This window comes from Pseudomonas sp. TE4620, assembly GCF_056279045.1.
Map to the genome: position 1 here is coordinate 1965576 of NZ_JBWBQO010000001.1, position 20537 is coordinate 1986112.

A 20537-nucleotide genomic window follows, 5' to 3' on the forward strand; every position below is an offset into this window, starting at 1 on the left:
TTTTCGCCTTGCCTGATCGCCGCTCGGCGACTTCTCGTACAAACCCTAGTAGCTACCGGCACTGCCCCCGGCGTCGCCGCCATTCTCCGAGCCGCTGCCGTCTTTCTTCGGCTCGCGCCGGCTGCCATCGGTCTCGCTACCACCTTGGCGCCCGGCGTCATTGCCCTGGGTGCGCGGGTCGGTGCCGCTGGGCAGTGGGGTGTCGGTGGGGTTGGTGCCGGTGTTGATGCCCGGCAACGGCGTGGTCGGGGTGGTGTCCGGGTTGGGGTTGGTCGGGCCGGTGCCGGCGGCAACCGCCTGGGTGCCGAGCAATGCGGCAAACAATAAGGCAGCGAGGGCGCTACGGGTCATGGTCAAACTCCTTTTCAGGGCAGGTGCCAGAGGTTAGGCCCAGCCGCGAAGGGAAGGTGCGACGCACGCGACCAACGGCGCTACTCGCGCCCGCGCATGAAAAAACCTGCCACGTACTTACGGAAGGTATCCAGGCTCTTGAAGTCGGCATAGCGCTTGAAGGCCTCGCCCTCTGGCTCCGGCCCCAGTGGCTGCTCGGTCAGCGACACCGACAGCACCCGGTCCTGGTCGGAGCTGAGCACCAGCGCGTCCATGCCCTGGCCACCGAGCACCGGCCGGCGCATGATCACCTTGACGCCCTTGCTGGCCATCCAGTCGATCAGCGAGATGAGCATTTTCAGCGGCTCGCGCTCTTCATCGCGGTACACCGCAAACAGCTGCCCGCGCGACAGCACCGGCACGCTGGCGACGTGGATCAGCTCATAGAAATGACTGCCGGCACTGGCCGGCGAGTAGATCGCCAGGGCCAGCAACGGCCCCGGAGTCTTGCTGCCACCCCAGAGCAGGTGATGGCCCTGGAAGTCGAAGCCGTCCTCGCTGCGCTCGTTGAACACCTTGCGCGCCTTGATCTGGCTGACGCAGTCGAGCAGCAAGCCATGCCGGCGATGGGTGCCAAAGGCCGTGGACTCGCGCAAGCGCGCCTTGAGCATCATCATGTGCTTCATGTCCAGGCGGGTTTCCAGGTAGTTGCTGGCCGGCACCCGTTCGATCAGCGGATAACGGCTGGCCACCCCGCGCAACTCGGCAAACTGCCCGGTGAGGTCTTTTTTCAGGTGAGTGGCGTAGACGTTCAGGCCACTGGCCTCGATCAGGGTCAGCAGCAACGACAGCAACCGGTGCTGTTCGCGTTTGTCGCCAGTACCCGCGGATTCGCTGCTGGCTTCACTGGCGCGCTTGAAATCGCCAATCAGCCGCAGCGGCGCATCGGGCGCCAGCCACGCGGCCGGTGGTGCATCAGTGTCGCTGTCGCGGCTGGCGCTTTCACGCTCGTCCTTGATGAACGCACAGTCTGGCGCGTGCTCGGCGGTGCCCGGGTTGTTCTTGAGGAACAGGGTGCCGGTGTTGCCGTTGAGGTTGACGTTGAGCACCGGCATCGCCTTGGGCTGGCAATCACAGGCCAGCCAATGGCCGGCAGCGCGCACCTTGATCAGCAACTGGTTGGCCTGCAGCAGGCGCGGGCCTTCGAGGTTGCCCTGGACAAACCTACGCAACAGCTCGTCTTCAGCAGGGGTGAGGGTGCGCACCAGCGCGGCGTTTTTTTCGATGATTCGCATGGACAATCCTGGCCTGCCTTCCTGTGCCTGCCACCTTAATGCAAAGCCCGGCTGGCGAACATGCCCGCCAGCCGAACCTGGCCCTACTGGCCGCCAAACAGCTTGGCGGCGCGCTCGCGGATCTCTTCCACGCTCAGGTCTTCCTTGTGGGTGGAGACGAACCAGAGGTTGCCGAACGGGTCTTTCAGGGTGCCGCTACGGTCGCCGTAGAACTGGTCTTTGACCTCGGTAACCTGGCTGGCACCGGCGGCGAGGGCCTGGGCATAGGTGGCATCGGCGTCCTCGACATACAGGTGCAGGCCAACGGCCGTGCCATTGAGCGACTGGCTGCTGACCAGCCCGCCAGACTGATCGCACGGGTCGGCAAGCATCAGCGAGGAATCGCCGATTTTCAGCTCGGCATGGCCGACGCGCCCGTCGGGGCCGTCGAGGCGGAACATCTCGAGCGCGCCGAAGGCCTTCTTGTAGAACTCGATGGCCTTGGCGGCATCCTTGATGCCCAGGTAGGGGGTAATGCTGTGCTGTCCTTCGGGGATTGGTTTGACTGCCATTTTATTGATCCTCCTTTAAGGCGCCGCAGGGTGAATGGCGCGAAACTGTATATTTATACAGTTTCGGCGATTGGGCAAATCAAAAGTCGCGGCTCTGGACGAGCGGCAGTCAGAAAATGTAATCGGTGGTCAGGAAGCTCGACTCGCGGTTACGGATGATGTCGCTGATCAACTGCTTGTTGCTGTCCTGGAACTTGGTCGCCACCAGCGTACGGATCGAGAACACCCGCAGGGCGTCGTGAACCGAGAGGGTGCCCTCGGCCGAGTTCTTGCGCCCGTTGAACGGATAGGTGTCGGGGCCGCGCTGGCACTGGGCGTTGAGGTTGATGCGCCCGACCTGGTTGGCGAAGGTATCGACCAGCCTGCCGACCTCGGCCGAATGAGTGCCAAAGATGCTCAGTTGCTGGCCGAAATCGGAATCGAGCACGTAGTCGATCACCGTCTGCAGGTCGCGATAAGGCACCACCGGCACCACCGGGCCGAATTGCTCCTCCTGGTACACGCGCATCTGCGCATTCACCGGGTATAGCAGGGCGGGGTAGAAGAACGAGCCACGGCTGGCGCCACCGCCTTCGTTGATGACCCTGGCGCCTTTGTCGATGGCATCGGCCACCAGGCCATTGAGGTAATCGATCTTGCCGGCCTCGGGCAGCGGCGTCAGGGCCACGCCCGGCTCCCAGGGCATGCCTGGCTTGAGCGCGGCCAGCTTGCGCTGGAATTTATCGAGGAATTGATCGACCACGTCTTCATGGACGAAGAGGATCTTCAGCGCCGTGCAGCGCTGGCCGTTGAACGACAGCGCGCCGGTGACCGCCTCGTTCACCGCGTTGTCCAGGTCAACCTCGGGCAGCACGATGCCCGGGTTCTTGGCATCCAGGCCCAGGGCTGCGCGCAGGCGATGCGGGCGCGGGTGGAGTTTTTTCAGGTCGCTGGCGGCCTTGTTGGTGCCGATGAAGGCGAACACGTCGATCTTGCCGCTGGCCATCAGCGCGCTGACGGTCTCGCGGCCACGGCCGTAGATAACGTTGATGACCCCGGCCGGGAAACTGTCGCGGAAGGCCTCAAGCAGCGGACGGATCAACAGCACGCCGAACTTGGCCGGCTTGAACACCACGGTGTTGCCCATGATCAGCGCCGGGATCAGGGTGGTGAAGGTCTCGTTCAGCGGGTAGTTGTAGGGGCCCATGCACAAGGCCACGCCCAGCGGCGCGCGGCGGATCTGGCCGAGGGTGTCCTGCTCCAGCTCGAAGCGGCTGGAGCGGCGGTCCAGCTCTTTGAGGGCGCCGATGGTGTCGACGATGTAGTCGCAGGTGCGGTCGAACTCTTTTTCCGAGTCCTTGAGGTTCTTGCCGATTTCCCACATCAGCAGCTTGACCACCGCCGCGCGCTGTTCGCGCATCTTGGCCAGGAAGGTTTCGACATGCTGGATACGCTCGGCCACGCGCATGTTGGGCCAGGCGCCGCGGCCCTTGTCGTAGGCCTGCACGGCGGCGTCCAGGGCGGTGAGGGCGGTGTCGGCGTCCAGCAGTGGCGTGTTGCCGAGGATCACCTGGCGTTCTTCATTGCCCTCCTTGAGCCACACCGGGCTGCGCACCGTGGCCAGCGGCCCGTCCCATTGCTGCAACTGGCCGTTGACCAGGTACTCGCGTTGCACCAGCGGCTCACCCAGGCGGTACGCCTCAGGGATCTCGTTGGCGGTGGGAAACAGCGAATCGAGCAGACGGTCCATGGGCGCAGCACCTCTTTTTCTGTAATGGGTGAAACGTTTCAGTTTGAGCATAACGCCAGCGCGCTAAAAAAAGCCAGCCTGGCTAAACAATGCGCCGCCGGCGCCGATAAAGCAGTAATGCGATGCGAATTACGGACCTATGAGCACAAGAATCCTCGCCCTTGATGACAATCCGGTCCTGTCGAAGAACCTGCGCACCACCCTCAATCGCCTGCTGCCCGTAGGTTTTGCCCTGATCGGCATCGGCCTGTCGGTGGTGCTCGGGCGCCTGGACGTGCAGCGCCAGGAAGCCGAGGTGATCGCCAATGCCAGCGCGCGCCTGTCGGGCGTGCGCGCCAGCATCGAGGCGCAGTTGCGCTCGGCGTTCGGCGAGACCGAGGGCATTGCCCAACTGCTGAGTGCCGATGGCGAAATCAGCCCCGAGCATTTTCACGACATGGCCCGCCAGGCCATCGCCTCGGTGCCGCACATCCGCCATGTTTCCCTGGCGCCCAACGATGTGATCGCCGATGTCTACCCGCTCAATGGCAATCAGGGCGTGCTGGGCATGGACTACCGCCGGCTGCCCGACCAGTACCCGCTGCTGCAGCGTGCCCGCGACAACTACAGCCCGGTGCTGGCCGGCCCCGTGCAGTTGCTGCAGGGCGGGCGCGGGCTGATCTACCGGCGCCCGGTGTTCCTCAAGGGCCACAAGGGCGTCAACCTGTACTGGGGCAATGTCTCGATTGTTGCCGATATCGACCGCTTGCTCAGCACCGCCGGGCTCGATCTGGACCCGGGCTTCGAGCTGGCCCTGCGCGGCGCCGACGGCCAGGGCCCGGCGGGCGCGGTGATCTGGGGCGACCCGCAGTTGTTCGAACAGCACCCGGTGACGGTCAATGTCGATGTGCCCGGCGGGCTCTGGCAACTGGCGGCCAGCCCCCTGGGCGGCTGGCCGTCGATGAGCCTGTTCGCCTCGCCGCTGTTTTTGTTTGCCCTGACCTGCACCGGGCTGTTCAGCGTGTTTGTCGCCCAGCTCAACCGCAGCAATCACCTGATCAACCTGCGCAACCTGGAACTCAAGCAGTCCCAGGCGCAACTGGAGCGCCTGGCGCATTTCGATGCCATTACCGGGCTGCCCAACCGCCTGCGCTTTCAGCAGCAGTTGCTCGAAGCCATCAGCCAGGGCCAGCGCCTGGCCGTGCTGGTGCTCGACATCGACGGCTTCAAGCAGATCAACGACAGCCTCGGCCACGCCATGGGCGACCTGTTGCTGCAGCAGGCCACGGCGCGCTTCATGCAGATCATCGAGCCTGAGGATTGCCTGTGCCGCCTGGGTGGCGACGAATTTGCCTTTGTTCTCAAAGGGCCGGATGACCGTTGCATCGAGCGTATCCAGGCCCTGCTGCAAACCCTGCAATTGCCGTTTGACCTCAAGGGCAACGCCGCGCTGGTGACCGGCAGCATCGGCCTGGCCTGGTGCCCGGAACACGGGCAGAGCGCCGACCGCCTGCTGCGCCACGCCGACACCGCGATGTACGCGGCCAAGGAGAGCGGGCGCAATGCCTACCGCCTGTACCAGCCGGAAATGACCCAGCGCCTGCAGCAGCGCCTGGACCTGGAGCACAACCTGCGCCGGGCGCTCAAGCACAATGAATTCGAGCTCTGGTACCAGCCCAAGATCGACCTGTTCAGCGGCCGCGTCGAAGGCGCCGAGGCGCTGCTGCGCTGGCGTGACCCCGAGCACGGGCTGGTGTCGCCGGCGCAGTTCATCCCGCTGGCCGAGCGCACCGGGCTGATCATCCCCCTGGGCGAGAAAGTGCTGGATCTTGCCTGCGCGCAGATCGCCGCCTGGCGCGCCGCCGACTGCCTGCCGGGGCCGGTGGCAATCAACGTCGCGGCCCTGCAGATCGAGCGCAGCGACTATGTCGCCAGCCTCAGGCGCAGCCTCAAACGCTATGACCTGGCGCCGACCCTGCTGGAAGTCGAGATCACCGAAAGCCTGCTGATGGAAAGCCAGCAGCACGCCTGCGCAGTCCTGGCGCAGTTGCAGGAACTGGGCGTGACCACCGCCGTGGACGACTTCGGCACCGGATATTCGTCGCTGGCGTACTTGAAGATGCTGCCGATCGACCACCTGAAGATCGACCGCGCCTTTATCAAGGACCTGCCCGAAGACGACGACGGCGCCGCCATTACCCGGGCGATCATCGACCTGGGCCACGCCCTGGGCTTCAAGATCACCGCCGAAGGCATCGAAACCGCCGAGCAGTACGCGTTTTTGCGCAATGCCGGGTGTGATCAGGGCCAGGGCTTCTGGATGGGCCGGCCGATGCCGGTGGCCGAGTTTGATAGCTGGTTGGAATCAAAAAAGGTGGATCTCAGCATTTTGGTTCGATGAGTTCAAAGGAATTGAATATCGGGTGACATGCGGTAGCAATTCACTCGCCTTTTTCTATACTCGATCTACATGTAGCCTGGGCGGAGTAGAAGAAATGCGAAACGACAGAGCACCGGCCATAGATCCGTATGATGCGATTCAGTTATTGAGTGACCAAACCTTATATCTGAATGCTATGAATTCTATGCGTAGATATAGCGATTCGAAAGGAAGGCTTGCTGAGGATGACGTCGAGAGTCTTCGGCTCGAAGCTGAGTCACAATTTGCTAGGCTGCAACTTTTTTATTTAGAAAAATTAGGCAGATAGGCTTCAACTCTCACTCTCACTGGTTTCGGAGTGTCTGCTCTCTGTGAATCGGCTGAAATCTTTGCTGTTGGAAATAAGAAAAATTCACAGTTCTACTTGAAAATTCCTTCCTCACGACATTTTAAGCTAGTTGAAATGGTTCTTAGGAATTATCCTACGCTTTCTGTCACCTTCATTCTCTTGCTTGCTCTGTATATTCAAACTAGGCTCGCTCGGTCACTGAAAACTTGGTGATCGGGTTTGGCGACCCGGAATCTATATGCAGATATGCCCCTGAATGAAGGGCGGGCGTTTTAGTGTCCGTTTGTCCTTTATGGTGGCTGTATGCGGGAGGGCTTATGCCCTGCCGGGGTTTCCTGCGTTGATCCGGTTCGCCAACCCGCGTACAGCTGCCACCTTATCTCGTTTGGCGACGAGTGCGTGGTAGCTCCAGTCAACTCAACCAGGAGCCTATCGATGAAAAAACCAGTACCTGATCCGCCATCACTTCATCTTGTCGAGACCTTAGAGACTAGTGTCAAAAGTTGTCCGGATCATCCACCACTTTTCAATGTGCGAGCCGGGATCTGTGCAGAAGATGCTCTAGTGCATGCAGTCCTATACCTGAAATGTGCGAGCGCAACGATTTCGCAGGTCGTTAAGCATACAGATAATGAAGGACGTGCTTTTGTATGGTCTTCGCAACACTCTGTTGAAATGGCCAGCGCTCTGATGGACGCATTGCTAGATGGAGTCGAAGCTCGACAGCTAAAGGTCTGAGCAATGGCTGAAAGCGAGAATGTCTTGGATCCTGCTCTATAAGGATGAAAGACACTCGCTTTCAGTGACTGGACGTCTCACCGGGGGGTACAAACCAATCAGCGCAAAATCTATTCGCTGACCGTTTACGCTCAAATATTTTAAGAGGGGGCCAGCACAGTTCGTCCCCCGGTAAGCACCCCATACCCAACCCTAGGCACCCCCCCCAACCTTAACTCCACCAACGCCTTCAACGACTCCCCACTGCCCAAATAAGCATCCCCAAAATCATGCCCCCCCAACGCACTCGGGTGCGCCACCACCTCCAGCAACCCATCCGCCGGCGCCAACCCCGCGCGTAAATCCGCCGGCGTACATACATAATCCGCCGTCGCCCCCGCCAACTGCTTCAAGCGCCGATTAAGCAACGTTTTGAACACCCGCTTCAGCGGCCCGATGTTGTGCCCGAGGTTGCGCGCCAGCCGCACCGCAACGCCTTCACGTGCCGCAAAGCGGGCGACAATCACGCCGATCGGCCAGATGTTGTGCACGTGCTGGTGCGAGTCCAGGTGGCTGGGCATCAGGCCCTGGTTCAGGCAGTGTTGCCACTGCGCCTGCAGTTCCTGCTCGACTGCCTCGCGCTCGGCGCGGCTCAGGCGCAGGGTGCGTTGTTTCAGGCGCAGGTCGAATTCGCCGTTGGGCGCGCAGAAGCGTGGCTGCTGGCGAATGGCTTGGCTCAGCGGCCGGCCGTAGGTGAGGTTGAAGTGCAGGCCGATACGCCCGCGCAAGGCCGGCAGTTGCGCCAGGCTGCAGGCGGCGCTGAAGGCCGGCATATTGGCCATGGCCGTGGCCGAGCTGATCAGTCCGGCCTGGAAGGCATGCAGGATGACCGCGTTGGTGTGGGCGCTGAGGCCGAAGTCGTCAGCGTTGACTATGACCTGTGAGGGCATCCGGGTTCTCCTGTGGCGAGTCGGGCTCGGCGGCTGTGGCCGAGGTTTTTTGGCGCAGGCGTTGCAACTGTGGCTTGAAGCGTTGCCACAGGCGCAAGGCCAGGCCCAGGGCCAGGCCGCTGGGGCGCCAGCTGTAGAAGCTTTGGCGCTGGTGTTCAACGGCGCCGCTCATGCGTTCGTGCAGTTGGTGGCTGGAGTTGTGCAGGCTCACCCGCGAGGCGTCGACCCACTCCCAGCCGTCGTCCAGGCCCCAGTGAATCCATTCTTCGAGCAGCACCCGGCCGCTGCCAAGCTCGGCATAGGCGGGCACGAAGGCCAGGTTGTAGTCGTACACCCGGCCGCGCTCGAACACCCCCAGGCGGTAGCTGATGCAGCGGCCATCGAGCTCCAGCAGTACCATGCGCACCAGGCCCTGGGCCGCCAGGGCGGTGAAAGCCTGGTACATCCATTGGCGGCGCAGGCGGCCAGAGAAGATGCCGACCTCGTCGTCGCCTTTCCAGCTGAGCTCTTCGACGGCGCTGATGGCATCGAGCAGTGGCGTGATGGTGTTTGCATTCGGGGTAACCCTGCGTACCTGGGCGCCGCAGGCGGCAATGCGCTTACGCGCGCGGCGCAGTTTGTAGCGCGGGTCGCCGCTGATTTCCTGACGGTCTTCGGGCACGATGCGGTGCACCGGCACCCGGCAGTTCAGGCGCTGCTCATGGGTAGAGCTGCGCCTTGCCCAGCGGCTGAGCAGGCTGTGGGTTGCCGCGTCGTCGGGCACTTCGTCCAGTTGCAGCAGGGCATGGGGCAGTTGCTTGCGGATCGCCCGTAACACCTGCGCGGCCGCTTTGGCCGGCAGGTCGCAGAGCAGGGCGATGCGGTCGCTGAGCGGGTAGCCCAGGTGGCGCACCACCTGCGCGGTCAATGGGCCGAAGCGCTCAGTGCCGCGCACCAGCGGCAGGCACAGGCACAACCGGCCCTGGTCGCGGCCCACCAGCACCTGCAGTTGTTGCCCGGCCGTCAGTGCCGCTTCGGCCGCCAGCAGCCAGCCCAGGTGGTTGAACGGCGTGCTGTCGGCCAGTTGCTGGCGCAGTTGTTCGTAGTCGGCGGCGGGGAAGTCCGCCGCCGCCAGCGACGGGTACCACTGCAGTTCAAGGCTCATGGGTTCAGGTCACCGTGGCCGGGGCGGGGCTGGCTTCAGGTTTGCGCAGGGGCTCCAGGCGCGATTCGCTGTAGCGGGTTTCGCGGTAGAACTTCCAGCGGCCGAACAGGCAGTACACATTCATCACCCGTCCTTGTTCCTTATAGCCCATGCGCAGGTGCAGCTTGAGCGCCGGGATGTTGTGGCTTTCACACACGTCCACCACGGTGTCGCAGCCCTGGGCGGCCATGGCCTTCCACAGCTCCAGCTGCAGGTCGACCGAAAGCTCGGTGCCCCAGTACTTGCGCGCCAGCTCGCCGCCAAATTCAAAGAACTGCCCGGGCTCGACCGGGAACCAGCAGCCGTAGAAGTGGCGGTCGTGGTAGTGGCGCAGGCTGCCCCAGATGAATGCCACCACGTCACCCGCGTCATCGAGGAACATCAGCCCGGTGTGGCCCTCGGCGGCCAGCTCGCGCATGGTCTCGATGCGGTCGCCAAAGTGTTTGGCGAAAGCCCGCACGTTGTGCACGGTGATCGGCTCGACCCGCAGCGGTGGGTAGGGTTTGAGTTTGTGCGGCGGCACGGGGCTGACCAGGTCGCGCTCCATCCACAGCAGCTCCCAATGGTAGAACAGGTAGCGCTTGACCCCAGCGTTGATGGTATTACGCAGTCCTTTGCGCTGGATGCGATCCTGGATCTTGCTCAAAGCACTCATGGTGCCTCCTGTTTCTGGCAGGTGAGGTGCGCGCTCATGACGCGCTCCAGGTCAGGGCGAACAAGGTTTGCCCTGGCAATTGAAAATGGATACGGCCTTGCTCGCAGACAAACTGCGCGCGGCGTGTGCTGTAGTCGGGGCCGAAAAAGCTCAGGGCGCCTGCAGCGCAGCGTTGTTCGGTGGCCAGGGTCACCTGTTGCAGGCGCTCGCCCTTGTTCACCCCCAACAGGCTGCGCTGCTTGCCACGGGCCATGGCCAGGGCGTCGACTTCGAAGGCGTCGTTGTCCAGAGCCAGCACCTGGTCGAGCCAGTGCTGCTGGATGAACTGCTGGGCCAGGCCCACGGGCTTGAGTTCAAAACGGTTTTCGCCCAGCACCCGGACCATGCCCTTGGGCCATTCGGGCTCGTCGGCGACGTGGAACCAGTTGAGCATGTCGAGCAGGCCGTCCTGGGAGGCGTTGATCACCACCGAGGCCCACCACAGGGCGGTGAAGTGGGTTTCCTGGTCGTAGGGGCTCAGGCTCGAGCCGCTGGAGAGGTTGGTCTGGTCCAGCAGCAGCGCCTTGTTCGGCCGCCCCTGGGCATCGAGGCCGACCAGCCTGGCGGCCTGGCGCACCGAGTCGCGGTAGCTGCGGGTGGCCAGCAGGTCGCGGACCATCCATTCGTGCCAGGCCAGGGCGTCGATCTGCGCACCGTGCTCCTTGAGCAGGCGCTGTGCCCAGTCAAGGCCGATGCGCTTTTCGCTGTCGCTGTGCAGCGGGCCGTTGACCAGTCGCGAGCTTGCCGGCATGGCGATGCGCACCCCGGCTTCGCGGGCGCCGGGGCTGCGTTGTACGCGCTCGGCCATGGCCTGGAAGTAGCGGCTGAAGGTGGGGTAGTCGCTGTAGTTGAGGTTCGGTTCGTCGGCGAAGGCCAGGTAGTGCAGGCTGTTGCCGCCCAGCGTGCGGGTGGTGTTCAGCCAGTCGTCGAGGCCGTCGTTGCGGATGCGGTCGGCGGCCAGTACCGATTCGCGGCCGGTGCCGGCCAGCAGGGTGATGTCCTGTTTGATGTTGTAGCGTTGCTGATAAAAGCTGCGAAAGGCCGTTTCATAGCCGGGCTTGCGTGCCAGCAGGTCGGCGAAGCTGTAGTAGCCGGCTGCTTGCGGTTGCAGGGCATCGAGCACGGCGTAGCTCGATGGCGGCGGCAGTACATAGGGCAGGTTGACGCCCAGGTCCGGGGTGCGGCCCAGTACGGTGTGGCCAAGGCTGAGCGCGACCTTGCCGTCGCTGTTGTGTAGCGGGCGTAGTTGCCCGGGCTGCTGGGCGAACAGGTTGGCGCTGCCGTCGAGCCAGAACGCCACCTTGCCACGGCCTTGCAGTTGCAGGCGGAAGGTTTGCTCTTTACTCGACTGCGGCAGCGCCAGGCGATCGAACTGCCAATAGGCGGGGTAGGGCTTGAGCGCCAGGCTCAGTTGCTGGTTGTCGCCCAGGCGCTGCACCTGCAGGCTGCGTACGCCGCCATGATATTTGCCGGCCAGGGTGGCTTTCTCGCCCGCGGGCACTTTGAAGTACAGCTCGACATTGGGCCCGACTTCGGCGCTGAAGTGCACCTTGGCCGGGGCGAACAGCGCCCGGGTGCTGTCGGCATGCTCGATGCGGTAACGGCGAAAGCTGTAGCCGGGGATTTCCACCTGGTAGTCGCTGGCGCTCGCCGCCAGCGGCCATTGCACCCGGCCTCGGCTTTCATTGGCCTCGATCGCACGCTCGGCCTGCAAGTGGCCCTGGCCGTCGAGCAAAAAGATGCGCTCGGGGTTGGCCTCGGCCTGCCAGGCCGGTTGCCAGCTGACCGTGACGGTGTCGGCCTTGCTCGCTTGCAGGTACAGGCTGCCATCGCGCAAGTCGCCCCATTGCAGGGGCGCAGCCTGTAGCGTGGCGCTCACCAGCACGCCGCTCACCACCAGGGCCAGGGCTTTCATGCCGGCCGCCGTTGCAGCATCTGCCGAAGCGGCGCGAGGTCGCTGGGCAGTACCAGCAGGGTTTGCCAGAACGGCACGCCGCTGAGTTTGCAGTACAACAGCAGCATCGCCAGGGTCACCGCCAGGTAAGCGATGGATGAGGCCGCCGCAGCGCCGACGATGCCATAGGTGGGGATCAACAGCACGTTGAGCAGCAGGTTCAGCGCTGCGCCCAGGCCCATCATCAGCGATACCGTGCCGGGGCGGTTCTTGCCTAGCAGGTCGAGGCGCAGGATGCTCGCATAGCACAGGCCGAACAGCCCCGGCAGCAAGGCCAGCAGCGCCGGATAGGCCGGCTGGTATTCGGCGCCGAACAGGGTGACGATCAGCCACTCGCCAATCAGCGCCATGCTCAGGCAGGCGCCGAGCATCACCGTGGCGGTCAGGCGCAGGGCCAGCGGGGTGAGCTTGTCCATGCCGGCGTCCTGCTGCAGCAGGCGTTTCATCAGCGGTGTGGTCACCGCCTCAGGGACGATCAGCAGCAGTTCGGCGGCGGCGCTGGCCATGGCGTAATGGCCTAGCGCGGCGCTGCCGAGCATGGCGCTGATGAACAGGTAGTCGGAGCGCAGAATCACCTGCTGGAACAATAAGTCCGGGTGGCTCTTGGCGCTATAGGAGAGCAGCTCGCGCTGGCCGCTGCGGTCCCAGCACAGGCGGATCGAGTGCTGCCGGCCGAGCCAGTACAAACCGAGCATGACCACCAGGCTCAGGCCCAGCAGCCAGCTGATCAGCGCCGCTTCCAGGGCCGCGTGCTGCCACATCCAGAACAGGCCGACAAACAGCAGCAGCGGCACCAGCGACTCGGTCAGGCGCAGGGCGTTGAAGGCGCCGACGCCGCCGGTGGCGTTGTGCAGGGTCAGCAGGCCGCTTTTAAGCACCGTCAGCGGCACCGCCAGCAGCAACAGCCAGGCCAGCAGGCCCAGCTGGGTGGTCACTTCCAGTTCTGTGCCGAACTCCCGGGCCAGGGCCACGCAGACCAGGGTCAGGGCGCCGGCCACCAGGCAGCCGTAGATCAGCACCTGGCTGAGCAGCAGGCCCATGCTGCGCTGCTTGGCCGCCTGGTAACCGACGGCGGTGTTGAGCCCGCCGCTGGTGGCGGCGCTGATCAGGTCGGGCAGGGTGCTGAGCAGGGCGAACAGGCCGCGCTCGCTGGGGCCAAGAATGCGCGCCAGCAACACGTTGCGCATCAGCCGCAGGGCGATCATCGCCAGGCGCGTGCCCATGCTCAGCAGCAGGTGGCGCACGTAGTGGCTGCGGCTCATGGGCGGCCTCCGCGGCTGATGCGCCAGGCCAACAGCGAAGGGCGGCTGGCGCTGCGCTGGCTGACACTGATACGCGGCAGGGCCAAGGGGTCGTCATGGCCCTGGCAGATCCCGGCGCGGGTGCTCAGGGCAAAGGGGTAGCGGTGCGCGGCCAGGCGCTCGCGCACCCGCGCGTCGTGGTCGCCGTTGGGGTAGCAGTACACCGGCAGCGGCTGTTTGCAGCCCTGTTGCAGGGCGTAGTGGCTGCGGCTCAGTTCTTCTTCCAGGCGCTGGTCGTCCAGGCCCGGCAGCAGCGCGTGGCTGGCGCCGTGGGGGCCGAAGCTGATCAGCCCGGAGTTTTCCAGGTGGCGTACCTGGTTCCAGTCCAGGGCCTGGGGCAGGGATTCAGCCGGGCAGGCGTCGGTGAGGTGATGCAGGGCCATCGGGCTGAGGCTTTTCAGGCTTTGCAGGTATTTGCCCAGGGCCTGGCTGCGCGCGTGTGGGCGCTCGTTCATGAAGTAGGCCGCCGGCAGCGGCCGGCCGATCTTGCGCAGTTGCTCGATCAGCGCCCGGCGGGAGATTTCGCCGTGGGTGCCCCACAGGGTTTCGCCGAGGCTTTCCCACCAGAAGCGCTGGCGGCTGCCGATGTAGTCGGTGGACAAAAAGATGCTCGCCGGCACCTGGTATTGCTGCAGCAGCGGGAAGGCATTGAGGGCGTTGTCGCGCCAGCCGTCGTCGAAGGTCAGGGCCACTTTCGGCCGGTTGCCGGTGCGCGGGTGTTCGTGGGCCTTGAGCAGGTCCATCAGGTGTACGCAGTCAAAGTGGCGTTGCAGCCAGCGCAGCAGGCGTTCGAAGGCCTGGGGGCCGACGCACAGTTCATTGCGGTGCGGCAGGGCGGCACTGTCGTCGTCGGCCAGCACCCGGTGCAGCATGAGGATCACCCCGGCGCCGCGCAACTGGCTGCGGCCCTTGGGGGAGTTGAGGTACAGCCAACCGCTGGCACGCTTGATACTGGTTTTTATCGGCATGTCAGGTGCTCATCGAGTCTGGTCGGGGTTCCATTGGTTGTAGCTGTGCCCGCGTAAAAACTGCCACAGGCCGACGCTCATGCCGGCCAGGGTCACCAGCACGAAGGCCGCCAGGCGAAACGGTTTGGGCAGGCGCTGGCGCACGTCCAGCAGGCCGGCGATGGCGATGGCATAGCCGAGCAGTTGCGCGGCCAGGGTCAGTTGGTAAAAGCCGTGGCCGTCGAGCAACCACAGGTTGGCCAGCAGCAGGGGCAACAGCAGCACCGGCGCCAGGCGGCGGATCAGTTTGTGGCTGATCAGGGCAATGGCGTACAGGCCGTGGCGCAGCGGGTTGAGCAGTTCGCGGCGAGCGGCCAGGCTGATCAGGCCGCCGACGGTGACGCGCTGGCGGCGGCTGAACTGGCGGTCGGCCTCGTCCACGCCCTGGTCGAGCACCTGGGCTTCGTCAACGTAGACCACCCGTTTGCCGGCCACCGGTGCGCAGGTGTTGATGTAGAAGTCGTCGTTGACCCGCGCCGGAATCGGCTGGTACAGCTCGCGGCGCAGTGCCTGCAGGGCGCCATCGGCCGACACCGTGCAGCCGGTGCGGCTCTCCACCCGGCGCAGCCAGGCTTCGTAGTGGCGGTACAGGCTTTCGCCCAGGCTCAGGCCCTTGCCGGCCTCGGGGATGATCATCTTGCCCACCGTGCCGCCCACTTCAGGGTCGGCAAAGGGTGCCAGCAAGGCGCCGAGGGTGCCGTCAATCCAGTGCACATCGGCGTCGGTGAACACCACGATGTCGCCCGTACACTGGGTGACGGCGACGTTGAGCACGCTGTTCTTGCCCATGCGCGGCAGGTCGAGGACCTGGATGCGCGGGTCGTCAAAGCTGCGCGCCAGGGCCACGGTGCTATCCGTGGAGCCATCGCTGGCGACGACGATCTGCAGGCTCTGGGCCTGGTAATCCTGGGCCAGCAGGTTGCGCAGCTTGTTGTCGATATTGCGTTCTTCGTTGTGCGCGGCCACCACCACGCTGACCCGCTGCGGCGCCAGCGGCGCGGGGCGGTGACGGGGGAACAGCGGCCCCACCAGGGTCAGCAGCAGCGGGTAGCCCAGCCAGGCATAAAACGGTAGCAACAGGCACAACCAAAAGATGAACTCAGCCACGGGCGGGCCTCCTTGCGTTCCAGTTGAACAGGCTGAGCACGAAGGCCGCGCCGGCCAGGTGCAGGCGAATCCAGTGCAGGCCCCAAAGCTGCAGGGCGAACAACAGGTCGCGGTGTTTCAGGCTCTGGCGCAGGCTCAGGGCCAGCGCGGGCAAGCTGGTGACCAGCAGCAACAACAGCGCCAGGTGCGGGTAACCGTCGAGCAGCGCTGACAAAGCCATGAAGTCGAGCAGCCAGGCGCCCAGCGACAGCAGCGGAAAGCGCAGCAGGCGCAGGCTCGGGCCGTTGCTGCGCAGCAGTTGCAGGTTGCTGCCCTGACGCCACAGCTCCTTGCCCAGCCACTCGCGCCAGCTGCCCTCAAAACCCCAGTGCAGCACCACCGGCTCGCGCAGGGCCAAAAGCCGCGCGCCGGCCTTGTTCAGGTGCCAGGTAAAGTCCTTGTCTTCGCCGGTGCGCAGGGTTTCGTTGAAGCCGCCCACCTGATCGAACCAGTGGCGTTGCATCAGCAGGTTGGGGGTCGGCAGCCACTGCATCGGGTGCAGTGCCGGCAAGCCTGCACGCAGGGTCCGGCGTTGCCAGGCGCGGGCGAACCAGGGCGCCTGGCGCGGGGTGTCGCAGTCCAGGGCGAAGACGTCGCCACGGCCTTCGCCATGCAGCTTGAGCAGTAGGCTCAGCCAGTGCTCGGGCACTTCGATGTCGGCGTCGAGAAACGCCAGCCACTCACCGCTGCTGGCCTGTACGCCACGGTTGCGCAAGGCGCCGATGGTCAGCCCGGGCAGGCTCAGCACCTGGGCGCCGAGGCTGCGGGCGATCTGCGGGCCGTCGTCGCTGGAGCCGTTGTCGACCACCACCAGCTCGCAGTCAAGGCCGGCATCGGCGGCGGCGTTCAACGCCGACTGCAGGGTCCGGGCGATGTGCCGGGCTTCGTTGAACATCGGCACCACGACACTGACCTTCATGCCTTCACCTGCGCCGGTTGCGCCTGTTCGGCCTTGAGCCGCAGCACGCTGGACAGCGCCAGCATGATCCACAGGTACTTGTGGTTGGGCGCGCTGAGGAACATCAGGAACAGGCTGATGGCGAGCATGCTCATGCACAGGTGGGTGAGCAGGTCGGCCTGGCCCTGCTCACCCTGGCGCAGCCACAGGCGCCGGGCGTACCAGACGTTGTACAGGGCCAGCAAGACCATGCTGACAAAGAGGATGCCGGCCGGTATGCCGACCTCGCTGAAGATCTCCAGGTAGGTGTTGTGCGCGCGGCGGTACAGGTCGCCGACCTTGCGGTTGGCCGAAAACGCCTTGGCGTAGCCGGTGGTGGCGTAGTGCAGGGGGAAGGTGCCGGGGCCGGTGCCGAGCACCGGGTGTTCGCGGATCATCTTGCTGCCGACCACGATGTACGACGAGCGCCGGCCCAGGGAATCGTCCTGGAAGGCATTGACCCCGGACTTGAGCAGCGCCAGCGACTGGATGCGCGCAACGTAGCTGGCCGGCATCAGCGCCACCATGGTCGGCAGCAGAATGGCCAGGCCAAGCATGGCAAAGCCCAGGTGCCGCGGGCGCAGGTGGGCGACCTGGGTGCGGTAGTGCACCAGCACGATGCCCAGGCTGATCAACAGCACCACCAGGCCCGAGCGCGAGTTGGTCTTGGTCATGCCCGCCAGCAGCAGGATGCAGCAGGCGATCCAGAACAGTTTGTGCAGCCGCCGCGGGCTGTTGAACACCAGCCACAAGGCCATGGGCACGGCGATGGCGATGAGCATGGCGAACACGTTGGGGTCTTCCAGCAGGCCGGCGGCGCGGCCCTCGTCCTGGTACTTGGCCGAGGCCATGGCCATGATGCAGGTCAGGCTGACGCTGAGGGTCACCAGCCGGTACATCATCGGCAGGTCGAGGTCGCGGCCAACCAGCAGGGTGATGCCGAACAACAGCAGGCCCACGGCCAGCTCGCGAAAGTGCCCCAGGGACATCTCGCTGCTGTCGCTGGCCCAGAAACTCAGCAGGTACAGCGCCATAAACCCCAGCAGCAGCCGCCACATGCTGCTGCGCAGACGCTCGGCGGGCAGTTGCTTGACCGCCAGTTGCAGCACCAGCACCAGGGCCAGGGCCGCGCCGATCATTTTCGAGGCGGTCAGCTCGCTGTCCTTGAACAGGCCTTCCAGCGGCACCAGGGTGATAATTGCCAGCAGTCCCCAGGCCGGGCGTTTGTACAGCGCCAGCAGGCCGGCCAGGCCGATTACCGCGCCGGGGGCGAGAAACGGGTAGGGGCTGGCCAGCAATGCCACGCAGGCGATGGCCAGCAGGCCGATCAGGGACAGGGGAATGATCATGCGCAGGTCTCCGTGGCCGCGCCCAGGTAAACCCGGGCCCAGCGTTGCGCCAGCGTCGGCAGGTGATAACGTTCGCGTTGGGTGCGCCGCGCCTGGGCGATCAGCTCGCCGGCCTGGGCCGGGTCGAGCATCAGCGCCTCAAGCTGGGCGGCCAGCTCTTGCACCGCCAGGGGCCGGGCCAGCAGGCCGCTGCGCCCGTGCTCGATCACATCGGGGATACCGCCGACCGCAAAGGCCACCACCGGCACGCCATCCTGCATGGCTTCGAGCAGGATCATCGGCGTGCCTTCGGTGCGCGAGCTGATCACCAGGGCATCCAGGCGCCCCATCCACTGGCGCATGTCGGCTTGAAAGCCGGGCAGGCGGATGCGCTGGGTCAGGCCGGCGGCGTCGATGCGCGCTTGCAGCGCCTCTTGCTCCGGGCCGTCGCCGAGCATCACTGCGTCGAGTTGCGGGTGACGCTGGCACAGCGGGATCAGCGTATCGAGAAACAGGTCCGGGCCTTTCTCGCAGCTCAAGCGGCCAACATAGCCGGCCAGCCAGCGGCCAGCGCCAGGGTGGCGTGCGGGCAGGGCGTCGGCCTCGGGCAAGCCGTTGGGGATCACCTGCAGCTTGTGCTCGGCGATCCCGGCCTGGCGATGGATGCGCTTGATGCTCTCGGCCACGCAGACCACCCGCTCGATGGTGGCGGTGCGGCACAGCTGCAGGCTGATCCAGGTGTACAGGCGCTGCTTGCGGCTGCTGGGGGTAAAGCCGTGCTGGGTGGCGACCATCGGCAGGCGCCACAACTGCGCGCCCAGCCAGCCGAACAGCAGGCCCTTGAAGTTGTGGCTGTTGATCAGCGGCTGCTGGTCGTGGCGCCGACGCAGTTCAGCCAGCAGCTCGCCGACCCCGTCGCAGGTCTGGCAGGCCACGCCGGCGGCGCGAAAACGCGCCACCAGTTGCTCCGGGGCCCCGAGAAACAGCACCTGGTGCTGCCCCGGGGTGGCCTGGCAGTGGTCCAGCAGCATCCGCTCGGCGCCGTAGAAGCCGCCACTGCTGAGCAGGTGCAGGATCGGGCGCTGTGGACTCAGGGCTGCGTTCAATTGCGCACCCAGTGCACCAGCCGCGGCAGCGACCAGCCCTTGTAAGGGTTGGGGGTTTCCGGGGTCTGGTCGTTGATCACCAGCAGTACCGGCAGGTCCAGTTGATGGCTGATTTGCGCCGGGTGCTTGAAGCGCCGGTCAAAGAACTCTTTGACGTACACCAGGGCAATCGCCAGCAGCAGGCCGGTGAGCATGCCGAACGGCACGATCAGCAGCGGCTTGGGAAACGCCGGCTCCGCAGGCTCGTACGGGGCGCTGAGGATGCGCGCGTTGGACAGGCCGTTGAGCAGGTCGGCGCCGCGCGATTCTTCGTAGCGCTGGGTGTAGGTGAAGTAGGCCTTGTGCAGGGCGTCGATCTCGGTGTCGAGCTGGCGCGCCTTGCTCTGGGTTTCTTGCAACTGGTGCACGCGGCCTTTGAAGTCGGCGATGCGCGCGGTCTTCTGGGCGATCACGTCCTGGACCACGGCCAGGTCTTTCTCGCGCTCCTTGATGCGGTTGGCGACGATCTTCAAGAACTGCTGGCGGGTCTTGGCGATCTGTTCGCGTTGCAACAGCATTTGCTCGCTGCCGGGCTGGAACACCGCCAGGTCGCTGACGTAGGTCAGCACCAGGGTGGTCAGCTGTTCACCGAGCTGTTTGATTTCGCGGTCTTCAAAGGCCACGTTGTCGACCGTGGTGGTGAAGGTGTAGGGGAAGGCGAAATCGCGCATGTTGGCGTTGCTGGCCGCGGCCAGGCTGGTTTTCAGGTAGTCCAGCCACTGCTGGCTTTGCAGCAGGCGGTCGCGGTACTGGTTCAGCGCCTGTTCTTCGGTGTTGATGGCGTTGAGGCGGAAGGTGATCTCTTCTTTGGGGTCCGAGGAGCCGATGCTTTCGAGCATGCCCAGACGCTTGCCTTCGAGGTCATCCATGCGCACCTGGTACTGCAGTTTCTTCTGCTCGTAGAACTGCTCGGGCAGCTCGTTGGACTGCAGGTTCTGGCGGTTGCGCAGGTAGTTGTCGAGCAGGCGGCTGACGAACAGCGTGCCCAGTTTCGGGTCGGGAAAGCTATACGTCACCGAGACCACGTTGGAGCCGGGCAGGGTTTCGACCTTGAGGTCCTTGATGGCGTCGTCGGTGAGGGTGTCGAGCTGGGTGTCGCGCACCGGGTCGACCTCGAGGCCGAACAGCGAGCGCACCGGGTTGACCACGTACTCGCGCAACGGGTTGATGATGCCGCTGCGGATCGGCCCGAACACCACCCGCTGCATGAAGCTGGGCGGGATCTCGTACTTGCCCTCGGCGCGCAGCTGGCTGATGGTTTCGCGGATCAGGGTCGGCGAACGCAGGATATTGCTCTCGGTCTCCATGTCGGCCAGCGACGGCGGGATGAACTTGTCGGTCTCCTGGGCGAGGGTGGTGTTGGTGTCGCTCTGGGACAGTTTTTTCGACTGCACGATCACTTCGGCGGTAATGTCGAAGCTCTGCTTGAGCACCAGCGGCAACAGCAAGGCGATCACTGCGAAGACCAGGAACACCCGTTTGACCAACTGGCGGTTGGCAAAGAAGATCCTGAAGAATTCATGCAGGTAGTTTTCTTTTGTATTCATGCTCGGATACCCGCC

Annotated in this window: 17 protein-coding genes; 2 read left to right on the forward strand and 15 right to left on the reverse strand. The window is 64.6% G+C overall.

Features of this window, described 5'->3' with window-relative positions:
- Positions 1–45: 45 nt before the first annotated feature.
- The 4 genes from ACZ9A3_RS09295 to ACZ9A3_RS09310 all read right to left on the reverse strand — a co-directional run bounded on the left by ACZ9A3_RS09295 (position 46) and on the right by ACZ9A3_RS09310 (position 3905).
- Positions 46–351: a hypothetical protein gene (locus ACZ9A3_RS09295; protein WP_045198739.1), complete on the reverse strand. Its 306-nt coding sequence runs from the start codon at positions 349–351 to the stop codon at positions 46–48.
- An 80-nt stretch (positions 352–431) separates the two neighbouring features.
- Positions 432–1625: a hypothetical protein gene (locus tag ACZ9A3_RS09300; protein WP_476252435.1), complete on the reverse strand. Its 1194-nt coding sequence runs from the start codon at positions 1623–1625 to the stop codon at positions 432–434.
- 83 nt (positions 1626–1708) lie between these two features.
- Complete coding sequence (locus ACZ9A3_RS09305; protein WP_093383327.1) at positions 1709–2176, reverse strand: VOC family protein; 468 nt, start codon at positions 2174–2176, stop codon at positions 1709–1711.
- Positions 2177–2285: 109 nt separating this feature from the next.
- A complete protein-coding gene (locus ACZ9A3_RS09310; RefSeq protein ID WP_476252436.1) occupies positions 2286–3905 on the reverse strand; it encodes an NADP-dependent glyceraldehyde-3-phosphate dehydrogenase in 1620 nt (539 codons plus the stop codon).
- 139 nt (positions 3906–4044) lie between these two features.
- On the opposite strand from ACZ9A3_RS09310, the gene ACZ9A3_RS09315 reads away from it, so the two are divergent.
- Positions 4045–6285 carry a putative bifunctional diguanylate cyclase/phosphodiesterase gene (locus ACZ9A3_RS09315; protein ID WP_045198747.1) on the forward strand — a complete coding sequence of 747 codons (2241 nt, stop codon included), beginning with the start codon at positions 4045–4047 and terminating at the stop codon, positions 6283–6285.
- A 763-nt stretch (positions 6286–7048) separates the two neighbouring features.
- Entirely contained in the window at positions 7049–7351 is a 303-nt protein-coding gene (locus tag ACZ9A3_RS09320) for a DUF6124 family protein (RefSeq protein WP_082075459.1), read from the forward strand.
- A gap of 140 nt (positions 7352–7491) precedes the next feature.
- Here ACZ9A3_RS09320 and ACZ9A3_RS09325 read toward each other — a convergent pair whose 3' ends face one another.
- Genes ACZ9A3_RS09325 through ACZ9A3_RS09375 form a run of 11 tightly spaced genes read right to left on the reverse strand, consistent with a single transcriptional unit; the run spans position 7492 to position 20522 of the window.
- Positions 7492–8280, reverse strand: a complete 789-nt coding sequence (locus ACZ9A3_RS09325; RefSeq protein ID WP_045198749.1) for a carbohydrate deacetylase — start codon at positions 8278–8280, stop codon at positions 7492–7494.
- Complete coding sequence (locus ACZ9A3_RS09330; RefSeq protein ID WP_476252437.1) at positions 8252–9424, reverse strand: GNAT family N-acetyltransferase; 1173 nt, start codon at positions 9422–9424, stop codon at positions 8252–8254. Before ACZ9A3_RS09330 ends, ACZ9A3_RS09325 begins: the two co-directional genes overlap by 29 nt.
- A gap of 4 nt (positions 9425–9428) precedes the next feature.
- Complete coding sequence (locus ACZ9A3_RS09335; protein ID WP_258610551.1) at positions 9429–10118, reverse strand: N-acetyltransferase; 690 nt, start codon at positions 10116–10118, stop codon at positions 9429–9431.
- A 34-nt stretch (positions 10119–10152) separates the two neighbouring features.
- Entirely contained in the window at positions 10153–12072 is a 1920-nt protein-coding gene (locus tag ACZ9A3_RS09340) for a hypothetical protein (RefSeq protein WP_476252438.1), read from the reverse strand.
- Entirely contained in the window at positions 12069–13373 is a 1305-nt protein-coding gene (locus ACZ9A3_RS09345) for an oligosaccharide flippase family protein (protein WP_045198756.1), read from the reverse strand. The genes ACZ9A3_RS09340 and ACZ9A3_RS09345 overlap by 4 nt, the downstream gene beginning before the upstream one ends.
- Positions 13370–14380: a polysaccharide deacetylase family protein gene (locus ACZ9A3_RS09350; protein ID WP_045198758.1), complete on the reverse strand. Its 1011-nt coding sequence runs from the start codon at positions 14378–14380 to the stop codon at positions 13370–13372. The genes ACZ9A3_RS09345 and ACZ9A3_RS09350 overlap by 4 nt, the downstream gene beginning before the upstream one ends.
- A 9-nt stretch (positions 14381–14389) precedes the next feature.
- On the reverse strand, positions 14390–15526 hold the full coding sequence (locus tag ACZ9A3_RS09355; RefSeq protein ID WP_476252439.1) for a glycosyltransferase family 2 protein: 1137 nt from the start codon (positions 15524–15526) through the stop codon (positions 14390–14392).
- Entirely contained in the window at positions 15519–16484 is a 966-nt protein-coding gene (locus ACZ9A3_RS09360; RefSeq protein ID WP_093383294.1) for a glycosyltransferase family 2 protein, read from the reverse strand. Before ACZ9A3_RS09360 ends, ACZ9A3_RS09355 begins: the two co-directional genes overlap by 8 nt.
- Positions 16481–17851, reverse strand: coding sequence for an O-antigen ligase family protein (locus tag ACZ9A3_RS09365; protein WP_093383291.1), 1371 nt, complete (start codon positions 17849–17851; stop codon positions 16481–16483). Before ACZ9A3_RS09365 ends, ACZ9A3_RS09360 begins: the two co-directional genes overlap by 4 nt.
- Positions 17848–18936: a glycosyltransferase family 4 protein gene (locus ACZ9A3_RS09370; RefSeq protein WP_476252440.1), complete on the reverse strand. Its 1089-nt coding sequence runs from the start codon at positions 18934–18936 to the stop codon at positions 17848–17850. The genes ACZ9A3_RS09365 and ACZ9A3_RS09370 overlap by 4 nt, the downstream gene beginning before the upstream one ends.
- Positions 18933–20522, reverse strand: coding sequence for a GumC family protein (locus ACZ9A3_RS09375; protein WP_045198768.1), 1590 nt, complete (start codon positions 20520–20522; stop codon positions 18933–18935). Before ACZ9A3_RS09375 ends, ACZ9A3_RS09370 begins: the two co-directional genes overlap by 4 nt.
- Positions 20523–20537 lie beyond the last annotated feature (15 nt).